The sequence below is a fragment of the Bradyrhizobium sp. CW1 genome, assembly GCF_023100665.1.
Classification (GTDB): domain Bacteria; phylum Pseudomonadota; class Alphaproteobacteria; order Rhizobiales; family Xanthobacteraceae; genus Bradyrhizobium; species Bradyrhizobium canariense_D.
This window is the reverse complement of the sequence record NZ_CP064684.1, coordinates 5,794,666-5,812,160: the sequence shown is the minus strand read 5'-3', so window position 1 is coordinate 5,812,160 and position 17,495 is coordinate 5,794,666. Positions and strand designations below refer to the sequence as shown.

General features: G+C 59.7%; 18 protein-coding genes. 17 read left to right on the top strand and 1 reads right to left on the bottom strand.

What is annotated here, in order from left to right:
* The first annotated feature begins 76 nt into the window (after positions 1 to 76).
* The 17 genes from IVB54_RS28305 (at position 77) to IVB54_RS28225 (ending at position 16,174) form a co-directional block, all read left to right on the top strand.
* Entirely contained in the window at positions 77 to 1,789 is a 1,713-nt protein-coding gene (locus tag IVB54_RS28305) for a type I secretion system permease/ATPase (protein ID WP_247375582.1), read from the top strand.
* 9 nt (positions 1,790 to 1,798) lie between these two features.
* Positions 1,799 to 3,169, top strand: coding sequence for an HlyD family type I secretion periplasmic adaptor subunit (locus tag IVB54_RS28300; RefSeq protein WP_026233538.1), 1,371 nt, complete (start codon positions 1,799 to 1,801; stop codon positions 3,167 to 3,169).
* A gap of 406 nt (positions 3,170 to 3,575) precedes the next feature.
* On the top strand, positions 3,576 to 3,815 hold the full coding sequence (locus IVB54_RS28295) for a hypothetical protein (RefSeq protein ID WP_247368265.1): 240 nt from the start codon (positions 3,576 to 3,578) through the stop codon (positions 3,813 to 3,815).
* Between the two features lie 17 nt (positions 3,816 to 3,832).
* Entirely contained in the window at positions 3,833 to 4,048 is a 216-nt protein-coding gene (locus IVB54_RS28290) for a hypothetical protein (protein WP_018458240.1), read from the top strand.
* A 101-nt stretch (positions 4,049 to 4,149) separates the two neighbouring features.
* On the top strand, positions 4,150 to 4,656 hold the full coding sequence (locus IVB54_RS28285) for an A24 family peptidase (protein WP_018458241.1): 507 nt from the start codon (positions 4,150 to 4,152) through the stop codon (positions 4,654 to 4,656).
* 1 nt (position 4,657) lies between these two features.
* Positions 4,658 to 5,623, top strand: a complete 966-nt coding sequence (cpaB, locus tag IVB54_RS28280) for a Flp pilus assembly protein CpaB (protein WP_018458242.1) — start codon at positions 4,658 to 4,660, stop codon at positions 5,621 to 5,623.
* On the top strand, positions 5,623 to 6,828 hold the full coding sequence (locus IVB54_RS28275) for a Flp pilus assembly protein, ATPase CpaE (protein WP_018458243.1): 1,206 nt from the start codon (positions 5,623 to 5,625) through the stop codon (positions 6,826 to 6,828). The genes cpaB and IVB54_RS28275 overlap by 1 nt, the downstream gene beginning before the upstream one ends.
* A complete protein-coding gene (locus IVB54_RS28270) occupies positions 6,825 to 8,249 on the top strand; it encodes a CpaF family protein (protein ID WP_026233540.1) in 1,425 nt (474 codons plus the stop codon). Before IVB54_RS28275 ends, IVB54_RS28270 begins: the two co-directional genes overlap by 4 nt.
* Positions 8,246 to 9,178 (top strand): type II secretion system F family protein, encoded by a 933-nt coding sequence (locus tag IVB54_RS28265; protein WP_018458246.1) that lies wholly within the window; start codon positions 8,246 to 8,248, stop codon positions 9,176 to 9,178. The genes IVB54_RS28270 and IVB54_RS28265 overlap by 4 nt, the downstream gene beginning before the upstream one ends.
* A complete protein-coding gene (locus tag IVB54_RS28260; protein ID WP_018458247.1) occupies positions 9,175 to 10,083 on the top strand; it encodes a type II secretion system F family protein in 909 nt (302 codons plus the stop codon). The genes IVB54_RS28265 and IVB54_RS28260 overlap by 4 nt, the downstream gene beginning before the upstream one ends.
* A 2-nt stretch (positions 10,084 to 10,085) precedes the next feature.
* Positions 10,086 to 10,733, top strand: a complete 648-nt coding sequence (locus IVB54_RS28255; protein ID WP_018458248.1) for a methyltransferase — start codon at positions 10,086 to 10,088, stop codon at positions 10,731 to 10,733.
* Between the two features lie 51 nt (positions 10,734 to 10,784).
* Entirely contained in the window at positions 10,785 to 11,231 is a 447-nt protein-coding gene (locus tag IVB54_RS28250) for a hypothetical protein (RefSeq protein WP_051113041.1), read from the top strand.
* Between the two features lie 9 nt (positions 11,232 to 11,240).
* The gene (locus IVB54_RS28245; protein ID WP_247776538.1) at positions 11,241 to 12,578 is read left to right on the top strand and encodes a TadE/TadG family type IV pilus assembly protein; all 1,338 of its coding nucleotides are present in this window, start codon (positions 11,241 to 11,243) and stop codon (positions 12,576 to 12,578) included.
* Positions 12,575 to 12,994, top strand: coding sequence for a TadE family protein (locus IVB54_RS28240; protein WP_018458251.1), 420 nt, complete (start codon positions 12,575 to 12,577; stop codon positions 12,992 to 12,994). Before IVB54_RS28245 ends, IVB54_RS28240 begins: the two co-directional genes overlap by 4 nt.
* A 494-nt stretch (positions 12,995 to 13,488) precedes the next feature.
* Positions 13,489 to 15,144, top strand: a complete 1,656-nt coding sequence (locus IVB54_RS28235; protein WP_018458252.1) for a type II and III secretion system protein family protein — start codon at positions 13,489 to 13,491, stop codon at positions 15,142 to 15,144.
* 12 nt (positions 15,145 to 15,156) lie between these two features.
* Complete coding sequence (locus tag IVB54_RS28230; RefSeq protein ID WP_018458253.1) at positions 15,157 to 15,555, top strand: hypothetical protein; 399 nt, start codon at positions 15,157 to 15,159, stop codon at positions 15,553 to 15,555.
* A 202-nt stretch (positions 15,556 to 15,757) separates the two neighbouring features.
* On the top strand, positions 15,758 to 16,174 hold the full coding sequence (locus tag IVB54_RS28225) for a tetratricopeptide repeat protein (protein ID WP_018458254.1): 417 nt from the start codon (positions 15,758 to 15,760) through the stop codon (positions 16,172 to 16,174).
* 37 nt (positions 16,175 to 16,211) lie between these two features.
* Here IVB54_RS28225 and IVB54_RS28220 read toward each other — a convergent pair whose 3' ends face one another.
* Entirely contained in the window at positions 16,212 to 16,982 is a 771-nt protein-coding gene (locus IVB54_RS28220; RefSeq protein WP_026233543.1) for a hypothetical protein, read from the bottom strand.
* Between the last annotated feature and the right edge of the window lie 513 nt (positions 16,983 to 17,495).

Here is a 17,495-nt window from a genome sequence, read left to right as displayed (position 1 = left end):
GTCGGGGCCAATGTTGCGGCCCCGACTTTGGATTACGGTGTGATTTTGAAGAGGGGCGGATTTTCCGCTGATCTGTGTGAGTACTCCGTTCAAAAGACCCGACGAACTCCGGCGTTTGCTGCAAAGCTGCCGGGGCTATTTCGTCACTGCCGCGATCTTCAGCTTGGCGATCAATCTGCTTTACCTGGCCGGGCCGCTCTACATGCTGCAGGTCTATGACCGGGTGATCTCAAGCGCCAGCGAGATCACGCTGCTGATGCTCACGACCGCGCTGTTGATGGCGTTTCTGGCGCTGGCAGGGCTGGATGCCGTACGCGCCCGCGTGCTGACCCGCGCCAGCATTCGCCTCGACCAGACGATCGCGGCGCGCGTGATGACGGCGATCATTCATCGCTCCGCTGGCGCCGGCGGCGCGCGCAGCCAGCTGCTGCGCGATTTCGACACCTTCCGCCAGTTCGTCACCGGCATGGGGATCCATGCGATCTTCGATCTGCCCTGGGCGCCGATCTACATTGCCGTGATTTTTGTGCTGCACCCGTTCCTGGGGGCGTTCGCATTGGGCTGCTCCATCCTGCTGATTCTTATGGCCCTGTTTAACGAGTGGCGGGTCAAGCTGCCGTTGACGGAGGCCGGCGAGGCGGCTTCCCGGAGCTACAGCTTTACAGAGATGAGCCTGCGCAATACCGAAGTGGTGCGGGCAATGGGCATGACCGAAGGGCTGCTGAGGCGTTGGGCCCGTGATCGCACCCGCATGCTTGAACGGCAGGTCTCTGCGAGCGATCGCGCCGCCACCATGCAGAGCATCATCCGTTTTCTGCGGCTTGCCATGCAGTCGATGATACTTGGTCTCGGCGCCTATCTCGTGATCGAGCGACTTGCAACTGTCGGCGCCATGTTCGCCGCGAGCATTCTGCTCGGAAGAGCCCTGCAGCCGGTAGAGCAGATCGTTGGATCCTGGCGCAATCTTGTATCTGCTCGTGGAGCATTCCTGCGCATCCGCGAGCTCTTGAAAGCCGATCCCCAACGGGAGGTCGGTTTGACGCTGCCGCGCCCGCAGGGCCGACTCTCGGTCGAGGGGCTCTCCTATGTGCCGCCGTTTGGTTCGAAGCCCATCCTGCGCGGGGTATCGTTCGCAATCGAGCCGGGCGAAGTACTAGGCATCATTGGTCCTTCGGGCGCCGGGAAATCCACGCTTTCGCGTCATCTGGTCGGTGTGCTTGCGCCATCTGCTGGCGCGGTGCGACTGGACGGGGCGGACGTCTCGAGCTGGATCAAGACGTCACTCGGCCAGCATATCGGTTATCTCCCCCAGGATATTGAGCTGTTTGCTGACACTGTTGCCGTCAACATCAGCCGATTCCAGGAGGGCGAAGACAGGGAGGTGATTCTGGCGGCGCGGATGGCGGACGTGCACGAGATGATCCTGCGCCTGCCGGATGGCTATGATACGCAGGTGGGAGAAGGCGGCGCCATACTCTCGGGCGGTTATCGTCAGCGTATTGGTCTTGCCCGCGCCATCTTCGCCAATCCGAGCCTTCTCGTGCTCGACGAGCCGAGCTCCAATCTCGACGCCGAAGGAGACGCCGCGCTCGCCGATTGCATTCTTCAACTCAAGAAGCGCGGCACGACGGTGGTGATTATCTCCCATCGGCCGGCCACCATCGGCGTGGCTGACAAGATCCTGGTGCTGCGTGAAGGCGTCGTCGAGATGTTCGGACCGCGCGCCGAGATCCTGGCCCGTCTGACGAGGCCCGTACCGATCCACACGGTCCGCGAGACGACGGGTTAGGACATGGTCATGGCGCTGATGGAGTTTACAAGCTGGTCGAAACCACGCGCATTAGCGCCGAGCTCGACGAGTGATCAACTCAGGAGCGGTGCACCGAGCGACTCGATTCGTCGCGTAGCACTCGCGGGATGGCTGATCATCGCCATCTTTTTCGGCGGATTCGGCACCTGGGCGCTGACGGCACCACTCAACGGCGCCGTGGTTGCAAATGCTATCGTAAAGGTCGACGGCAACCGCAAGAGCGTTCAGCACCTCGATGGCGGCATTGTCAGGGAATTGCATGTCCGAGAAGGGGAGCGGGTGCTGGCAGGCGATCTCCTGATCGTTCTGGACGATACGCAGGTCCGTGCCGAGTATGAGGTGCTCACACAACAATATGCCGTGCTTCGTGCAACGGAAGTACGGCTCCTGACGGAGCTCGATCATGGATCCGAGCTGGCCATGCCGGCCGATTTGAGGGCGCGCTCTGATGACCGCTACTTTAAGAGCGTATGGACCGGTCAGCTCAATCAGTTCGACAGTCGGCGAGCATCGCTTGACGGGCAACGAAGCGTCATTCGCGAGAAGATCAACCAGCTTGGGTCACAGATTGTGGGCGCCGAGGCACAGGTCAAGGCCTTCACCGATCAGATCAACTCGGTCCGCAACGAGGCAAAGGATCTTGCGCCGTTGGTCGAACGGGGCCTGATTGCGCGTCCGCGAATTCTCCAGCTGGAGCGGACGGCGTACGGTTTGGAAGGCCAGATCGCCGATACAAAAGCCGGTATCGCGAAGGCCCGACAGGCCATCGCCGAGCAAGAGCAGCAGATCGCCCAACTCGACAATGATCGGATGACAGATGTCACCAAGGACTTGCGTGACACGCAGGCCAGATTGCTCGAGGTCATTCCGAAGGCGTTGAGTGCAAAGTCGGTCCTGGGTCGCATGGAAATTCGGGCGCCCTATACCGGCCGGGTCGTGGGATTGACCGTGTTCGCCGTCGGCAGCGTCATCCAGCGCGGCGACAAGATCCTCGACATCGTACCGGCCGAGGACGCACTCACCATCGAAGCCCAGGTTGCGGTGGAGGACATCAGCGACGTACATCCCAATATGCGCGCCGAAGTCCATCTCACTGCCTACAAGCAGCGCATCGTCCCGATCATTCACGGCGACGTCATTCAGGTTTCGGCTGACCGCCTCACTGATCCTAAGACAAATGCGCCGTACTACACGGCCTTTGTCCGGATTGATCAGAGTGAGTTGGCGGACATGCCGAACATTCGCCTGTACCCTGGCATGCCGGCGACCGTTATGATCCCGACCGTCCAGCGAACCGCGTTTGATTACATCGTCGGGCCGCTCGCGATGTCATTCAATCAGTCGTTCCGGCAGAAGTAACCGGTCAAGCAACCGATGGACGAGGCAATCCAGTAGCGACGCCGAGCCGGACGACGAAGGATCAAATGGCCTCGTCCCGGAGGCCAACTTCGCTGGACGACGCAAATCGCTGCAAAAGCCAGAGGCCGAGGAGGTGCGGTGTGAGAGGCACGAGGCCATCAAGGCATTCATAGCGCTTACCGCACGGGTGATATCAACGGCTTGCAGACGGCGCGCTAGGTCATCCGGCCGACCTCGCGAAATTTGATCCATGCACGCTGGTGTCGTCGCTGCATCCGCCGGACATATGCGAGTGGATTGAAAGGGTTGGATGCACTCCGACAGCTCATCGGCTTTGCACAAATATCGAATTTCCGAATAATCAAATTATACCGGCGGCCACCCGTAATAATCCGGTGATTCTTTAATGACTCTCAGCCAGCGCTCTGCCCAGGATTCCGATTGTTGGCCGGCTATCGGCTTTGTATTACGACGTTTTATCGATTTTTGGATTGTCACGACGGCGCGTTTTGCGGCGGTTAATTCAGGATGGTATTATATATTAAATATTGACGCTAATAAACATTTAATGGATAGTTTATCGCTGGCGGCCGGATATAATCCGCAGCCGCTGGAAGTTGCCGAGGTGTCTGCAAATTCATCTTGAAAGAAGGGATTCTTCCAATGTTGCAATATTACATCGAGACCAAGGAAGCGTTGAAGCGTCTGCGGACGGACCAGGATGGCGTGGTGTCATTCGAGTACATCATCGTCGCGGTTTGCATCGTTGGCGCAGTGGGTGCTGTGTTCGGTGGCGGAGCCGGTGGACAGATCGGGGCGGCGTTAACGACCGGGATCACCGCAATCACCACCGCTTTCACCACCGCGATCGCTGGTTGATACGGCCATCTTGGCGCCAGAGGGGGGCAATGCAAGCTGCCCCCCTCCCGCAGGAGTGCTCCCGCTAGTTTGCCTTCCACCTTTTTTGAACCGTGCATTTCATGAGTTGGATTGCTCCCACAGCCTCGATCCTGGAAATCCTGTTGTTGCTCTATGTCGCAACGATGGACGTTGCGACGCGCCTGATCCGAAACGAAATTTGTCTCGCGCTGGCGCTCCTCGGGATCGCCGGTCAATTGCCTAGCCCGATTCAAGTCGCTGTGTCGCTGATCGCAGCCGCGATCCTCTTTCTGCTGCTTTTTGTCCTATACGCGCGCGGAGGAATTGGTGGCGGCGATGTCAAGCTGTTGGTTGCCCTGGCGGTTGGTCTCCCCCCGAGCGGCGTGATGCAGTTGCTAACGGTCACCGTGCTGGCCGGCGGCGTTCTTGCCTTGGGGCATCTGATGATGCGCCACCTGCCATATCCCAGGTTGGCACCCGCCGGATCGTCGCTCGTACGGCGGATCTACGCGATCGAGCGTTGGCGCCATTTGCGACACGCCCCGCTGCCTTACGGAGTTGCTATCGCATGTGGCGGTATCTGGACCATTCTGAGCAAAGGATCGTGAAATGTCATCCGCGCTGCGTCTGTCGATCATCGTGGTGCTTTTGCTTGCAACCACAGCGTTCGGACTGATTGCCTATAGCATGAACCTGCCGAAGGCCACGCCTCCGGTCCCGGTACAGGTGACAGCGACGACCCTCGCGCCGGCGGCGCCGGCGACGGCCGGATACTTTATCGCGGTACGGCCGTTGCCGAGGGGGACGTTGGCCCGCGAAGAGGATTTCGCCGTGCGCGCGGTGCCGCCGGAGCGCGTTCCCCAGGGAGCTATCCTTGAAACCCCCGAGTCCAAGTCCGGACTTCCGGGTTCACTCATCCGCAACTTCGTCGAAGCGGGCAGTCTCATTACATTGCAGGATATCCTGCGTCCGCGGGACCGCGGTTTCCTCGCCAGTATCCTGGCGCCAGACAGCCGTGCCATCAGCATCAAGGTTGACGAGGAGGCCGGTGTCTCGGGCCTCATCAGGCCGGGCGATCACGTGGACGTCGTGTTGACCCAGGTTTTCGAGAAAGTCGATACCGCGCGTCGCGCCCTGAGCGAAACCGTTCTGCGCAATGTTCGAGTCATCGCGATTGATCAGGAGATCGTGCAGGGCGCGCGACCCATTAGCGGGATGGCAGGTAAGCAAACGCAGACTGTTTCACTGGAGCTTACGCAGGTCCAGGTCAAGAAAGTCACCGTCGCAAAGCAGCTCGGGACGCTCTCCTTGGCCGTACGCGCAGCAGTCGATCAGTGGGACAAGGCAGACACCGGCGCGATGTCGAGCTGTGATGTGTCGCCTGAACTTGCCCGCCAGTATGCAATTTCTGCACAGAGAACGGCAGTAGTCGTTCATTCAGGCGGTGAGGTCAAGCAATACACGGTCAGAAAGCAAGTGGAAGACGCTCTCGTCAGCTGCGACGGTGCATCGGATGCCGTAGGCCCGACTGCAACGGCGGTGGGTTACGATAACAGGTTGTCGGAGAAACGCTGATGAACATTGCCATAGCCACTCCGCCTGAAGAATCGACCTCAATCGTCACGCGTAACCGCATCGTCGGTTTCGTAAATGATGAGCTCAGCGCTGCGGCGTTGCGCAAGGGGCTCGAAGGCGCCAACCTCTCGATCAGGCGCGGCACGATCCGCAATGCCATACGGATGCTTGAAACCGACACCGACCTGTTTGCGCTGGTGGCAGACATCAGTGGCATCGATGATCCTTTTACTGAACTGGAAAGGCTGTCCGGCGTCTGTCCACCCGATGTCCGAGTAGCCGTGATCGGCGATAACAGGGAGATTACTTTCTACCGTGAGCTCCTGGAGCTCGGCTTGACGGAGTATCTGCCGCGGCCGCTCACGCGCGATATGGTGCTGGACAAGCTGCGCCCCAAGCTGCTCGGCGACGTGGCAGCCAACCACATCGATCGTGGCGGGCACGTGGTCTCGATCTGCGGGGCGCAGGGCGGCGCCGGCGCCACGAGCATCGCGATCAATCTGGCGCTGCAACTCGCCGAGACAACCAAGGCCAAAGTGGCGCTGCTTGATCTTCATTTGCAGGGCGGCGAGGCCGCCGTGATGCTGGGTGTTCGTCCCGGGCCGGGGCTGCGCATCGCTCTGGAAAATCCGATGCGGGCGGACACACTCTTCCTCGAGCGCGCGGCAATCGAAGTCAACGAAAGGGTTTGCTTGGTCTCGGCCGACGAGGACCTCGATGCGCAGCTCGAAATTACGGAAGCTGGCATACGACACGTGCTGGGTCTGCTGCGTCAACGGTTCAACTACATCGTCGTGGATGTACCCGTCCCGTTTCCGCCGTCGATCTATCCCGTGATTAAACTTTCCCGTCATGTGATGGTGCTGCTCGAATCCGAGGTGACCGGACTTCGCAATGCCCATGCGCTACGCGCCGCCGTGATCAACATCGCGGGCAAGGACCGGGTCTTTACCTTGCTCAACCGGGCCGGTCGTCCCGGGGGCCTGCCGAGGGCGGCGGTCGTCAAGGCGTTGGGTGCAGAGCCCGACATCGTCATTCCCGATCTCGGCAAGGGCATGACCGAGGCGCTCAATCTGGGCATTCCAGCTCTGAAGCACGTCAGAAAATTGCGGCGCCACCTGGCACCGATCGTACGGGAGATCAGCGGTGTCGCTGCTGAGCGGAGTGGCTGGTGGAGGAGGGTGCTCACAGCACATCTGCGATGAAAAAATTTGGTAGGCGTGAAGACGACACACCAGCTCACATATCTTCATTGGCGACAAGCCTCCCTGCATCTGCGATGGCCTTGCCTTTGCCGCCGCTCAGCACGGCTGTATCCGCACCGAGCGTGCCGTCGCCCGCGCCAAGGCGCGACGAACCGCCGATCGACCAACCCATAATCCCGCCTTCGCTGCGCGAACGGGTAATTGAGCAGATCGAGCCATCGGTGGCCGCAACTGTCTCGCGGGAAGTTCTCCGGCGGCAGATTGAGGAGATCATCCATCAAATTGCCAACCAGGAACGGCTCGAGCTGTCGGGCCGTGAGCAGCTGCAGCTCGCAGACGAAATTGCCGACGACATGACGGGCTACGGGCCGCTCCGTCCGCTACTACTGGACCAATCGATCAACGATATCATGGTGAACGGTCCGAGTAATGTCTACGTGGAGCGAAACGGCAAGCTGGAACGAGTTGCGGTGCGATTCCGGGACAATGGTCACATTGCTTCCGTCGCTCAGAAGATTGCCGCGCAGGTTGGCCGGCGCGTCGACGAGTCCAGTCCGATGGTCGATTGTCGCCTGCTGGATGGCAGCCGGGTCAACATCATCCTCCCGCCGCTGGCGATCCATAGTCCGTGCATTTCCATCCGAAAATTTCCAAGCCGCCGTTTGGACATAGCCGGATTGATTGAAAACGGCTCAATGACCGCGGCCATCGGACGTTTGCTGGAGATCGCCGCCCGCTCGCGGCTCAATGTTCTGGTCTCCGGCGGTACCGGATCCGGCAAGACGACGCTCCTGAACGCTATGAGCCAGTTCATCGATCACACCGAACGCATTGTCACGATCGAGGACGCGGCGGAGTTGCAGCTTCAGCAGCCGCACGTGATCAGCCTGGAGACCCGGCCCCCCAGCCTCGAGGGCACAGGGCAGGTGACACAGCGCGATTTGCTGGTGAATGCCCTGCGCATGCGTCCCGACCGGATCGTCGTTGGCGAGGTGCGCAGTGCCGAAGCATTCGACATGCTGCAGGCGATGAACACCGGCCATGATGGTTCGATCTCCACGGTACACGCGAACAGTACCCGGGATGCCCTGACCCGCATCGAAAACATGGTGCAGATGGGACAGGTCAATCTACCGTCGCGCGCCATTCGAAGTCAGATCGTCGCTGCGCTGGATCTCATTGTGCAGGTCGAACGCATGCGGGACGGACAGCGCCGCATCATTCAGATCAGCGAGGTGATCGGCCTTGAAGGGGAGGTGATCACCACCAATGACATCGCAGCCTTCGAGTATCAAGAGGAGGATGTGAACGGGCGGATATCGGGCAGCTATAAGTCCAACCTTGCAACTCCGAAGTTCAAAAGCCGTCTTGTCTATTTCGGGCTAGATGGTGCTTGGGCCGAGGCCATGAGGCAAGTATGATGCTGGAGTCCGTGATCGTCACTGTTCTGGCCCTCGCGATGTGTGCAGCAGCCATCTCGTTGTGGCTCGACGCTCGGGAAAGACGCATCAATCGCCAGTTGGCGATTGCTCTGCCAACGTCGCATCCGGCTAACCTACCATCCATTCGCCGCTTGGAGACCGGGTCCCAGGCTCAGTTTCTCAATCGGCTGTCCAATTACAATCCCGATATACCCTACGTGTTGCATCCGGCCTATGTGCTGCTCGCCGGTGCATTCGGAGCAGCAGCGATCCTTTATGCGAACAGCCAGCTGGGATATTCCCTGGTCTACGTGTCCATCGTCGCCGCAATCACGGCCATTATTGTGATACGAGGCCTGTTTGGATGGCAGAAACGTCGGTTCGCTCTTCAGCTTTTTCGACAGCTGCCTGACGCGATCCAGCTGGTGACAAGTACCGTGCGATCAGGCCTGCCTGTGCACGAGGCATTTCGTGCCCTCGCGCGCGATATGCCGCAGCCAACGGCTGGGCAGTTTGCCATCGTATGCAGCGAAGTGAATCTGGGTAGACCTCCAGAGGAAGCTGTCCAGGCTGTCTATCGGCGAACTCAGGTGGCGGAGTATGCGATCTTTGCGGTGACACTTGCCGTTCAGATGAAGTCCGGTGGCAGCCTGGCCGAGACCTTGCAGAACCTGGGAGACACTGTCAGGCAACGTGTTGCGCTGGCTGCTCGCGCCAAGGCACTGGCGGGAGAGGTGATCTTTTCCTCACGAGCGCTGACGGTCTCGCCATTGATTGCAGGTGGGGTCCTATACGCAGCCAATCCGCAAACCGTCGATCTGTTGTTCACCGATCCGGTCGGAAACAAGCTGCTGGTCTACGCAGTCGTTTCGGTGCTTGTTGGAGCCCTGGTGATAAGTTGGATGGTCAGAAGGGAAACAGCACTATGACCTCTGGTCTCAGTCTGGTGGCCCTCGCAGTCGTGGCTGGGACTGCGTCCTGCATGTTGATTATCCGCGAAATACACGTTCGTACATTGGACGCCCGGGTGTCGAACGCTGTGATGGGCGTTGCTGGCCAGTCTGCCCCCTTCCAGGATGTGACCGGTTGGTTTTCGTCACTCGGCATGCGGTATCGTCGCTTCTATGCTGAGGAAAATCTGGATCAGCTACGAACCATCCTTCAATCATCAGGTTTCAATCATCATCGAGCCTTGCCGACCTGGATCGGTGTCAAAGCCGTCAGCATGGCCCTCTGCCCGATCATCGCCGGGTGTGTCGCTCAGCTTTTCGGGAAGGCACTGCTGGATGTGCTGGTCTTCACACTTATTGGCGTGGCGATCGGCATTTTAGCGCCGCGATTGATACTGGCGGTGCTGAAGCGGCGGTTTGATGCCGCCATTCGACTGGGCACGCCGGATATGATCGATTTGCTGGTTGTGTGCAGCGAATCGGGAATGGGCCTGGAAAGCGGGCTGGCACGCGTAGCGCAAGAAATGCATGAGACCAATCCTGCTATAGCCCGGGTCATGAGCGGCCTTCTTGATGATCTCCGAATCCTGCCAAGGCGCAGCGACGCATTCGATAAACTGGGATCTACGTCGGATGGGCTCCGCCGGTTCGGACTCATGGTCGCCCAAAGCCTGCAATACGGAACGCCGGTGGGCCAGGCTCTGCGGAGTGTCGCTGTCGACCTCCGGCGCGAACGTATTACCAAGCTTGAAGAAAGAGCACACAAGTTGGGCGCCAAGCTGACTATTCCGATGGTGTTGTTCCTGCTTCCAGCCATGTTCGTCATTTTGGGAGGAAGTCCCATTCTGCACCTCGTGCGTTCGTTCGCCAGCTTCGGTAAGTAGCCATGAGCACGATTGCCCTGTCGAAAACCTCCTCTTACGATCGGACGATGCAACTGTTCGGCGGCATGTGGTTCATGTTGCTGGCGCTTGGCGTCGCCATCAAGATCGGATCGTCGGCTCATGATCCCTGGCCGTCGCTCCTGTCGAGTGTTTGCCTCGCTGTCTTCTACGTGCTCCTGGCGCTGTTGATCATCACGCGGCCTCCGGCGAAGGCGCAAGCGAACGGCCGTCTGCCAAGGATAGCGGCGTTCGTCGGTACCTACATGCCGTGGACGATCGCCTTCTTCGGCGAAACCGACAAGGCGTTACCAAACCTGGCGTCCACCGCGTGCGTGTTGATCGGCATGATCATGATGCTGGTCACCATCCGACATCTTGGCAGGTCGTTCAGTCTGGTGCCACAGGCGCGCAACGTGGTGCAAACGGGCCCGTATCGGTGGATCAAGCACCCGCTCTACCTTGCGGAGGAAATCGCCGTGTTGGGCGTGGTGCTGAGAAGCCCGACGCCGCTGACAGCGGCCTTGCTCGTCTTGCATATCGGCGTTCAGGTTTGCCGCATTTATTACGAAGAGGACCTGCTTCGTCGCAACTGCCCGGAATATTCCGGTTACGAAGCATCGCGCTGGAGAGTGGTCCCTTACGTTTGGTGAGTGCTGTTCCGGTCGGAGACCGGAAGGGTGAGTATCGGTGGAGGTCAACTCATGAGCCACAAGAAGTCGTTGATCGTGGATCAACGCGGCGCCGTCGGGCTTGAGGCCATGATCGTCTACATTTTCTTGGCGTCGTTCCTGCTTGTGCCGCTCGCCGACCTGGCTGCTGCGGGCTTCCAGTTTATCTCCGCATGGAGCGCATTGCGCTCCTTCGGGCAGTATGTGCAGTACGCTAATCCGCTCGCCCCTGACGGCACGGTGAGCTGGAAGACAGGGCTACAGACCACAGTCGCAGGTCATGCGATCAGCAACCTTCAGGTTTTGTGCGGCGACGCAGGGGCCACCTGTTCGCCGAGCAATCTTGCTTCTCCAAAGTACATTACATTTTCGACAACCGTCACTTTGGCCCCGCTTGGGGCACGCCCGCCTTTTGTGGGTTCGCTGCTGTGTCCGACCACCTGCACGTACACGCTGCGTCACTCAGAACGCTTCCAGTAGGGTGTTTCCATGCGTGATCTGCTCCGTTCCCAACGAGGTTCCGCCGCATTAGCAACAGTCATCGCTCTCGTGCCGCTCATCGGAGTAGTCGCGATCGGGGCCGAGGCCGGATCGTGGTACGTCACCCGCCAGCACGCGCAGAACGCCGCGGACTCGGCGGCCTATTCGGGCGCATTGCGGCTTTCATGTACGATGGCGGGCGCGGCCTGCGAAACCCAGACAGTGGATTATCGCGGCAAGGAATTCGCGGCACAGAACGGGTTTTGCAACTACAGTCCCAACGACGCTACCGGCTATCCGGGGAGAAACTGTCCGACGAGCCTACCGACCAGAACCTCGCGGGCCGTGCAGATCGATATCGGCGATTACAATGCGGGCGCGTTCACAACGCCACCTGCAGGCACCGGCAATGCCGTTCGCGCCAGGGTCAGCCAGCAACAACCGGCGTACTTGGCGGCAGTGCTGGGTTTGACAACCGTCAACATCCCCGCCCAAGCGATTGCCATGGTTCAGCAGCCGACAAAGGCCTGCGTCCTGGCGCTTGGACCTGACTCAGGCGCGCTCAAGCTTGCTGGCAACCTCAGCAACAACGGAACCGGCTGCGCGCTGATGTCGGATAGCAGTGTTCAACTTGCCAGCACTCCAACGTTCACCGGCTCGGGATGGGCAGTTTATGGTGTAAGTGGCTGCACCCCCACGGGCAGCTGCAGCAATGTCAGCGTGCCGCACAACTATTTCATGACGTACGCTAGCAATCCGCTCAGCAAACTGGACACCGCATCGTTTAACAGCAGGACGGGCAATACAAGTATGCCCTGCACCCTTCAGGCGGATGGGTGGAAGCATTGCGCGCCCAATAGCGCCGGGACTGGAGCTTACGGCAATTTCACGGTGCAGAATGGCGACAAGTACGTTTTGGATCCGGGAACATATTTCTTCTACAAAGCAAATATAAAGATGACCGGCGGACAACTGAAAGGCGCAGGCGTAACCCTCGTCTTGCTCGGAGACTCGCAGCTCACCATCAACGGGGGGACGGCTGATCTATCCGCACCTGCCACTAACACCTTCTCCTCTGATCTAAATGGCGTCCTGATTGATGATCAGGCCCCGAGCAAGACCAGCAACAAGGTCACTATAAACGGCGGCGGCCAGGTTAGCCTGGGCGGGGCTACCTACTTTCCCAAGGTCGACGTTAGCTGGGCCGGTACGACTTCAAGTGCGAATACGACCTGTTCGCAAGTGATCGCCAAAACGATCGACATGAGCGGTGGCGGCTACCTCAGCACGCAAGGCTGTGCGCCGGCCACCATCATTTACACCCAAGTTGTCGCTTTGGTGCAATGATGAGAAAGCTCGACAATCGCGGTATCGCGCCCTTTGAATTCATCGTGGTGTTCGTGGCGCTTTTCACATTGATGTTCGTCATCTTCGATCTTGGGCGCTATGCCATCACGATGCAATCCTTGCGGACGCTTGCGAGTGCTGGCGCCCGTGCGGTCATGATCAGCTGCTATACGCCTGCCTTGCTTCAAAGCCCGCCGCAGTCGCCGGCCGGCTGCACCGGGGATCCCCTGTCCACCGCCGCCAAGAAGAACGCGGCTCCCTTCCTGTTTTTCGGAGGTCTGACGCCAACGCTGACCGTGGGGGCCAACAGCAACAGCTTGAGTGTTACAGCTTCCCAAGCAAAGTTTACGATGCTGATGCCCATATGGGGCACAGCGCTCAATGCGCCGAGCGCCTCCAACCAGATTCCCTTCTAGGGGCGAATATGGCAGCACGCCTGACATGTTTCGCCCGACAGCGCTACGTGGCCACGCCGTTCGGGCGTCCGCTTTTCGATCGGGGATTAAGAAGTTGGTCGAGTTTGGTCAAACGCGCGGGTGCGGAATTTCACCAGAGGGATTTGCACTCGGCCAAGCGAATCTCCGAGCGTGCGACCGAATGTCCTTCGATAGCAAATGCCGCGACGCAAGCGCGCGCCAATTGCACTCGTGCGGCGGGATAGTTCCCCACAGCCAGTGGGAATGATGCGCGCTGGCAACATTGAAGAGTTTTCTTTCCGCTTGCGGCGGTGCGGTAAGTATCTCGTCTTGCAAGCTGCCTGCATCAGGGAGGATGATCTTGGAAACACGAAGTAACGAATTGTAGTGGGACAGATTGTAAGCTCTGCGACGTGGTGCGCAGAGGGGAAATGTTGAGGACGTCGAGCACGTAGATTTGCGGGAATCTTCGTGGATCGCAGTGGGGGACTCGGATGAGTGGCGATGGCGTTTCGGGTAACAAGGTCGGGAGGCTTCTCGCCTTCGGCGTGATGGGTCTGGGCGCGGCGCTCGCCTCGTCTGGGTTCGCTGACCGCGCGGCGGCTGCAGACCGGCGGGGCTCATCCGGCGGCGTCATCGTCAGCGAGATGAACGACGTCCAGCGGGTCAAGCTCGTCCTCAACAAGTCACGTACCTTCAAAGTCGACACGGCCTTTGCGACGATCGTGGCGGGCTCGTCTGACATCGTCGACGTGAAGTCGCTGAGCGATCACCTCATCTACGTGCAGGGCAAGCAGACCGGCACTACCAACGTCATCCTGTTCGACAGCTCGATGAAGCAGATCGGGATTCTCGACGTCGAGGTCGTGATCGATACCGGCAATCTGCAGCAGAACATCCGGACCAGCACCGGCGGGCAAGGTATCCGCGTGTCGGCTTCCGAGGGCCAGGTGGTGCTCAGCGGGGTCGCGGCCGACGCAGTTACGGCCGAGCGGGCCATGGCGATCGCCACCAGCACGGTCGCGAAAGGGGGGGTCGTCGTCAACGCGATGAGCGTCGCGGCCCCGCAACAGGTGATGCTCGAGGTGCGCTTCCTCGAGGTCAACCGAGAAGCCGGCCGCAACCTCGGTGTCAATCTTTATGCGGCCAATGCCAACGGCACGAACGTTGGTAACACCGGGCTGGGTCGTGTGACCGCCGCCGGTCGATCACCGATTGGTGGGATCAATACCGCCAACGGTCCTCTCGGTGCCGGGGGAGGGGATGTCGGCGCTCCCCCGACGGGTAGCCTTCCGGTACTAGGAACTCTGGGAACGCTCGCCGGTACAGCGGGGGGCATCGCGCCGGCCCCGTTCGGAAGCTTGTTGACCAGCATTGTCAGAACCAGCAGCGGCGGCTCGGTGGACCTATTGATCTCGGCGCTGGAAACCAAGGGGTTGGCACGCCGGCTGGCGGAGCCAAATCTGACCACGCTGTCCGGCGATGCCGCGCGCTTTCTTGCCGGCGGTGAGTTTCCGGTACCGATACCGACCCAGACAACAAACGGCTTTCCCACCATCACGATCGACTACAAGAAGTTCGGTGTTGAGCTCGCCTTCGTCCCCACTGTGCTCTCGCGCGGTGTGATCAATCTTCGGGTCGAGCCGTCGGTCAGCGAACTTGATTTCGCCAACGCGGTGACGATCCAGGGGACGACCGTTCCTGCGCTGACCCGTCGCGACGCGCGAACCACGGTGGAGTTGCGCGATGGCCAGAGCTTTGCCATCGCCGGCCTGTTGCAGACCCGCAATCGCCAGGACGTTTCGCAGTTACCTTGGATCGGTTCGGTGCCGGTGATTGGAAGCCTGTTCAGCAGCAAATCTTATCAGCAGGAAGAAACCGATCTGGTGATCATCGTGACGCCGCGCCTGGTCGCGCCGGCGGCGCCCGGTCAGCAATTGGCCTCGCCGCTCGACTCCCGCCTGCCGGCCAACGACGTCGATTTCTTCCTCAATGGTCAGATGGAAGTCCGCAAGCGTTACAATGACTACGTCAATTCCGGAGGCGAAGTGAAGGGACCGTATGGCCACATCATCGCGCCTGAAGTCCGGGCCCCCATCGTCGTCCCGGCCGCTAGTGCCGATCAGACGGTCGTCAAAACTCTAAACTAAAGGACGCGCGAGATGACGATCAGGCATCTGGTTCTGTTTGCGCCCATCCTGCTCGGGGGATGTTACGGCGTCGCCGGTCATGACGAGGTGGACCGCTACTTTCAGCGTTCCAACAGCATCACGATGACCGCCGGCGATGCCAAGCAGGTCAACGCCGTGACCCATACCATCCACCCATGGCCGCGATACGTGGGCGATCGCCGGATCGCGTATGACGCGCGACGTGTGGGCTCGGCCGTGACGCGCTACGGCAACCAGCAACAGCCGGTGGATCAGCTTCCCGATAACGGTGATCCGACGAAACTAATGGGCCAGCGCCCGCCCGTCACGCAGAATGTCAACGTAACTGGATTGGGAGCGGGAGCATCGTCGGGCATATCGGTGCCAGTCGGCGGGGCAGGGGGCAGGTAGCGGCTTTTGGTAGTTGAGTTCAGCGACGGGACATTGAGTGCGGTGCAGTGAGTCCGCTGGGCCGGGCGGGGGACAAAAAATTATGCGACGTGCCATTCTACTGCTGACCTGTTGCTGGCTGGCGCCAGGCCTTGCGGCATGTGACCAGACCACGAGGGTGGCTGCCGTCGTGGCTCCCGTAGACCCACCGGGTGGGGACCCGGTGCAGGAGCCGACCGACGTCAAGTACTACCCGTCGGACGAGCCTGTGCGGCTGGGGCTGGAGCATTACAATCGCGGCAGTTACGGGCTCTCACAGCGCTATTTCAAGGACGCCGTCGAGAAATCACCCAAGGACGTCACCGCCTGGATTGGTCTCGCAGCGAGCTACGACAAGCTGCGTCGTTTCGATCTGGCCGATCAGGCCTATGCGCAAGCGATCCGGCTGGGAGGCGAAACCGTTCAGATTCTGAATGACCAGGGATATTCGTACATGCTGCGCGGCAATCTGAATGCAGCGCGACGGAAATTCGAGAAGGCCTATTCACTCGACCCAGGTAATCCGGTCATCGCCAACAACCTCGAGCTTCTCAATGGCAGCCGGCGGTTCATTGAAAGACCACCAAACAACCAGCCATAAGCAATCGACCGGATACTGCGATCACGGCCAGTTCTCGTCAATTTGGCCCAATCACAGCATCAGCGTGACGGCTGCCGCTGCGGACGATGACAACAACGCCATTGCGAACGGTAAATCGTGCGCCGAGCAGTTTCCGCACCTTCTCCGTGATCGGAGAGGGAAACGGAACGGTGTCTCCCACGACGGGTTCGCCGACCTTGATCGTCGCAGTCGCGGAGCCTGCAACTGGTGCAGGCTTGATATAGTCTCGGATAAGCTGAATCTCTTCACGTGATAGGATGAGCGGAGCCTGGTCAGGACGGGTCTCCGACGGCGGCTTGGATGTTTCACTGCTTGCTTTTTCACGTATCTCATTGGTGCTTGCGATCTGATCGAGCCTGGCTACGCGTAGCTTGAGCGCGATGATGTCACGTTGCAGTGCTGCGATCTCCAATTTGCGCGCGTTGGCCTGCATGAAGACAATGATCGCGCAAACGCAGCCCACGACAAAGCCGACGCTCAGCAATGCGATCAACCACCGCTCAAAGTTTCCCATCGACCGTCCGGCCGTCCGGGGGAGTTGTTCGCGCTGGAGATGGCTCCGCCAGATGCGGCGTGCTCGGTGCATCCAGTCGGTAGAGCCCGTTACGCTTGCCGCCGACCGGCCTGACCCAAAATGCGCGGGCGACGAGGCGGCTTCCTCTCGGGCCGGATCAACTAACGACGCCGTGTCGACTTGCTCAAGCTCTAGATCCTCGGGGACGCGATCCTCCGTAGTCAGATGAGCGGCAGGGTGGAAGGGATCCATCTGCTTATCGAGCCGGCCCATCTCCATTCTCCGTGGAGCCATCTATCAACTTCAGCAGTTCCGCCGACGCGGATAGAATAGGGTACCCGAAGATTGGATCAATCGGAACGAAAAAGGCGCCAGGCCGCGCCGTGAACCGTTCTGAGGATAGCTTCAGGAGATAGGGCACCAACAGATGCCAAGGTTCGCCCCGCGAATGCACGTTCCGACCACGCGGACCATAGACAGTGCAATGAGGCACCATGTCGTGCGACGAATGCCCAATTTCAGCTGGTTAAGCCCAGGGTGCGACCGGTACGTTATTGGTTGTTCTACCGCTGTGGCTGTCTCTCAATGAGCCGCTTTATCGGGTTCTTCAGACGCTTACGCCAAGGCGCTTGCATGCGTGATAGCGCGCGCCATGACTAAGCGAATCTGAAGGGCAGCTGCGTTGCTCGATCGATCGCTAGCTGCCCCCTTTTCATTTGGAAACACTAGCCAACCTACTGAAATTACTGGAGCGTGTTTCGACCATTTTTTCCAAATGCGCCTTGA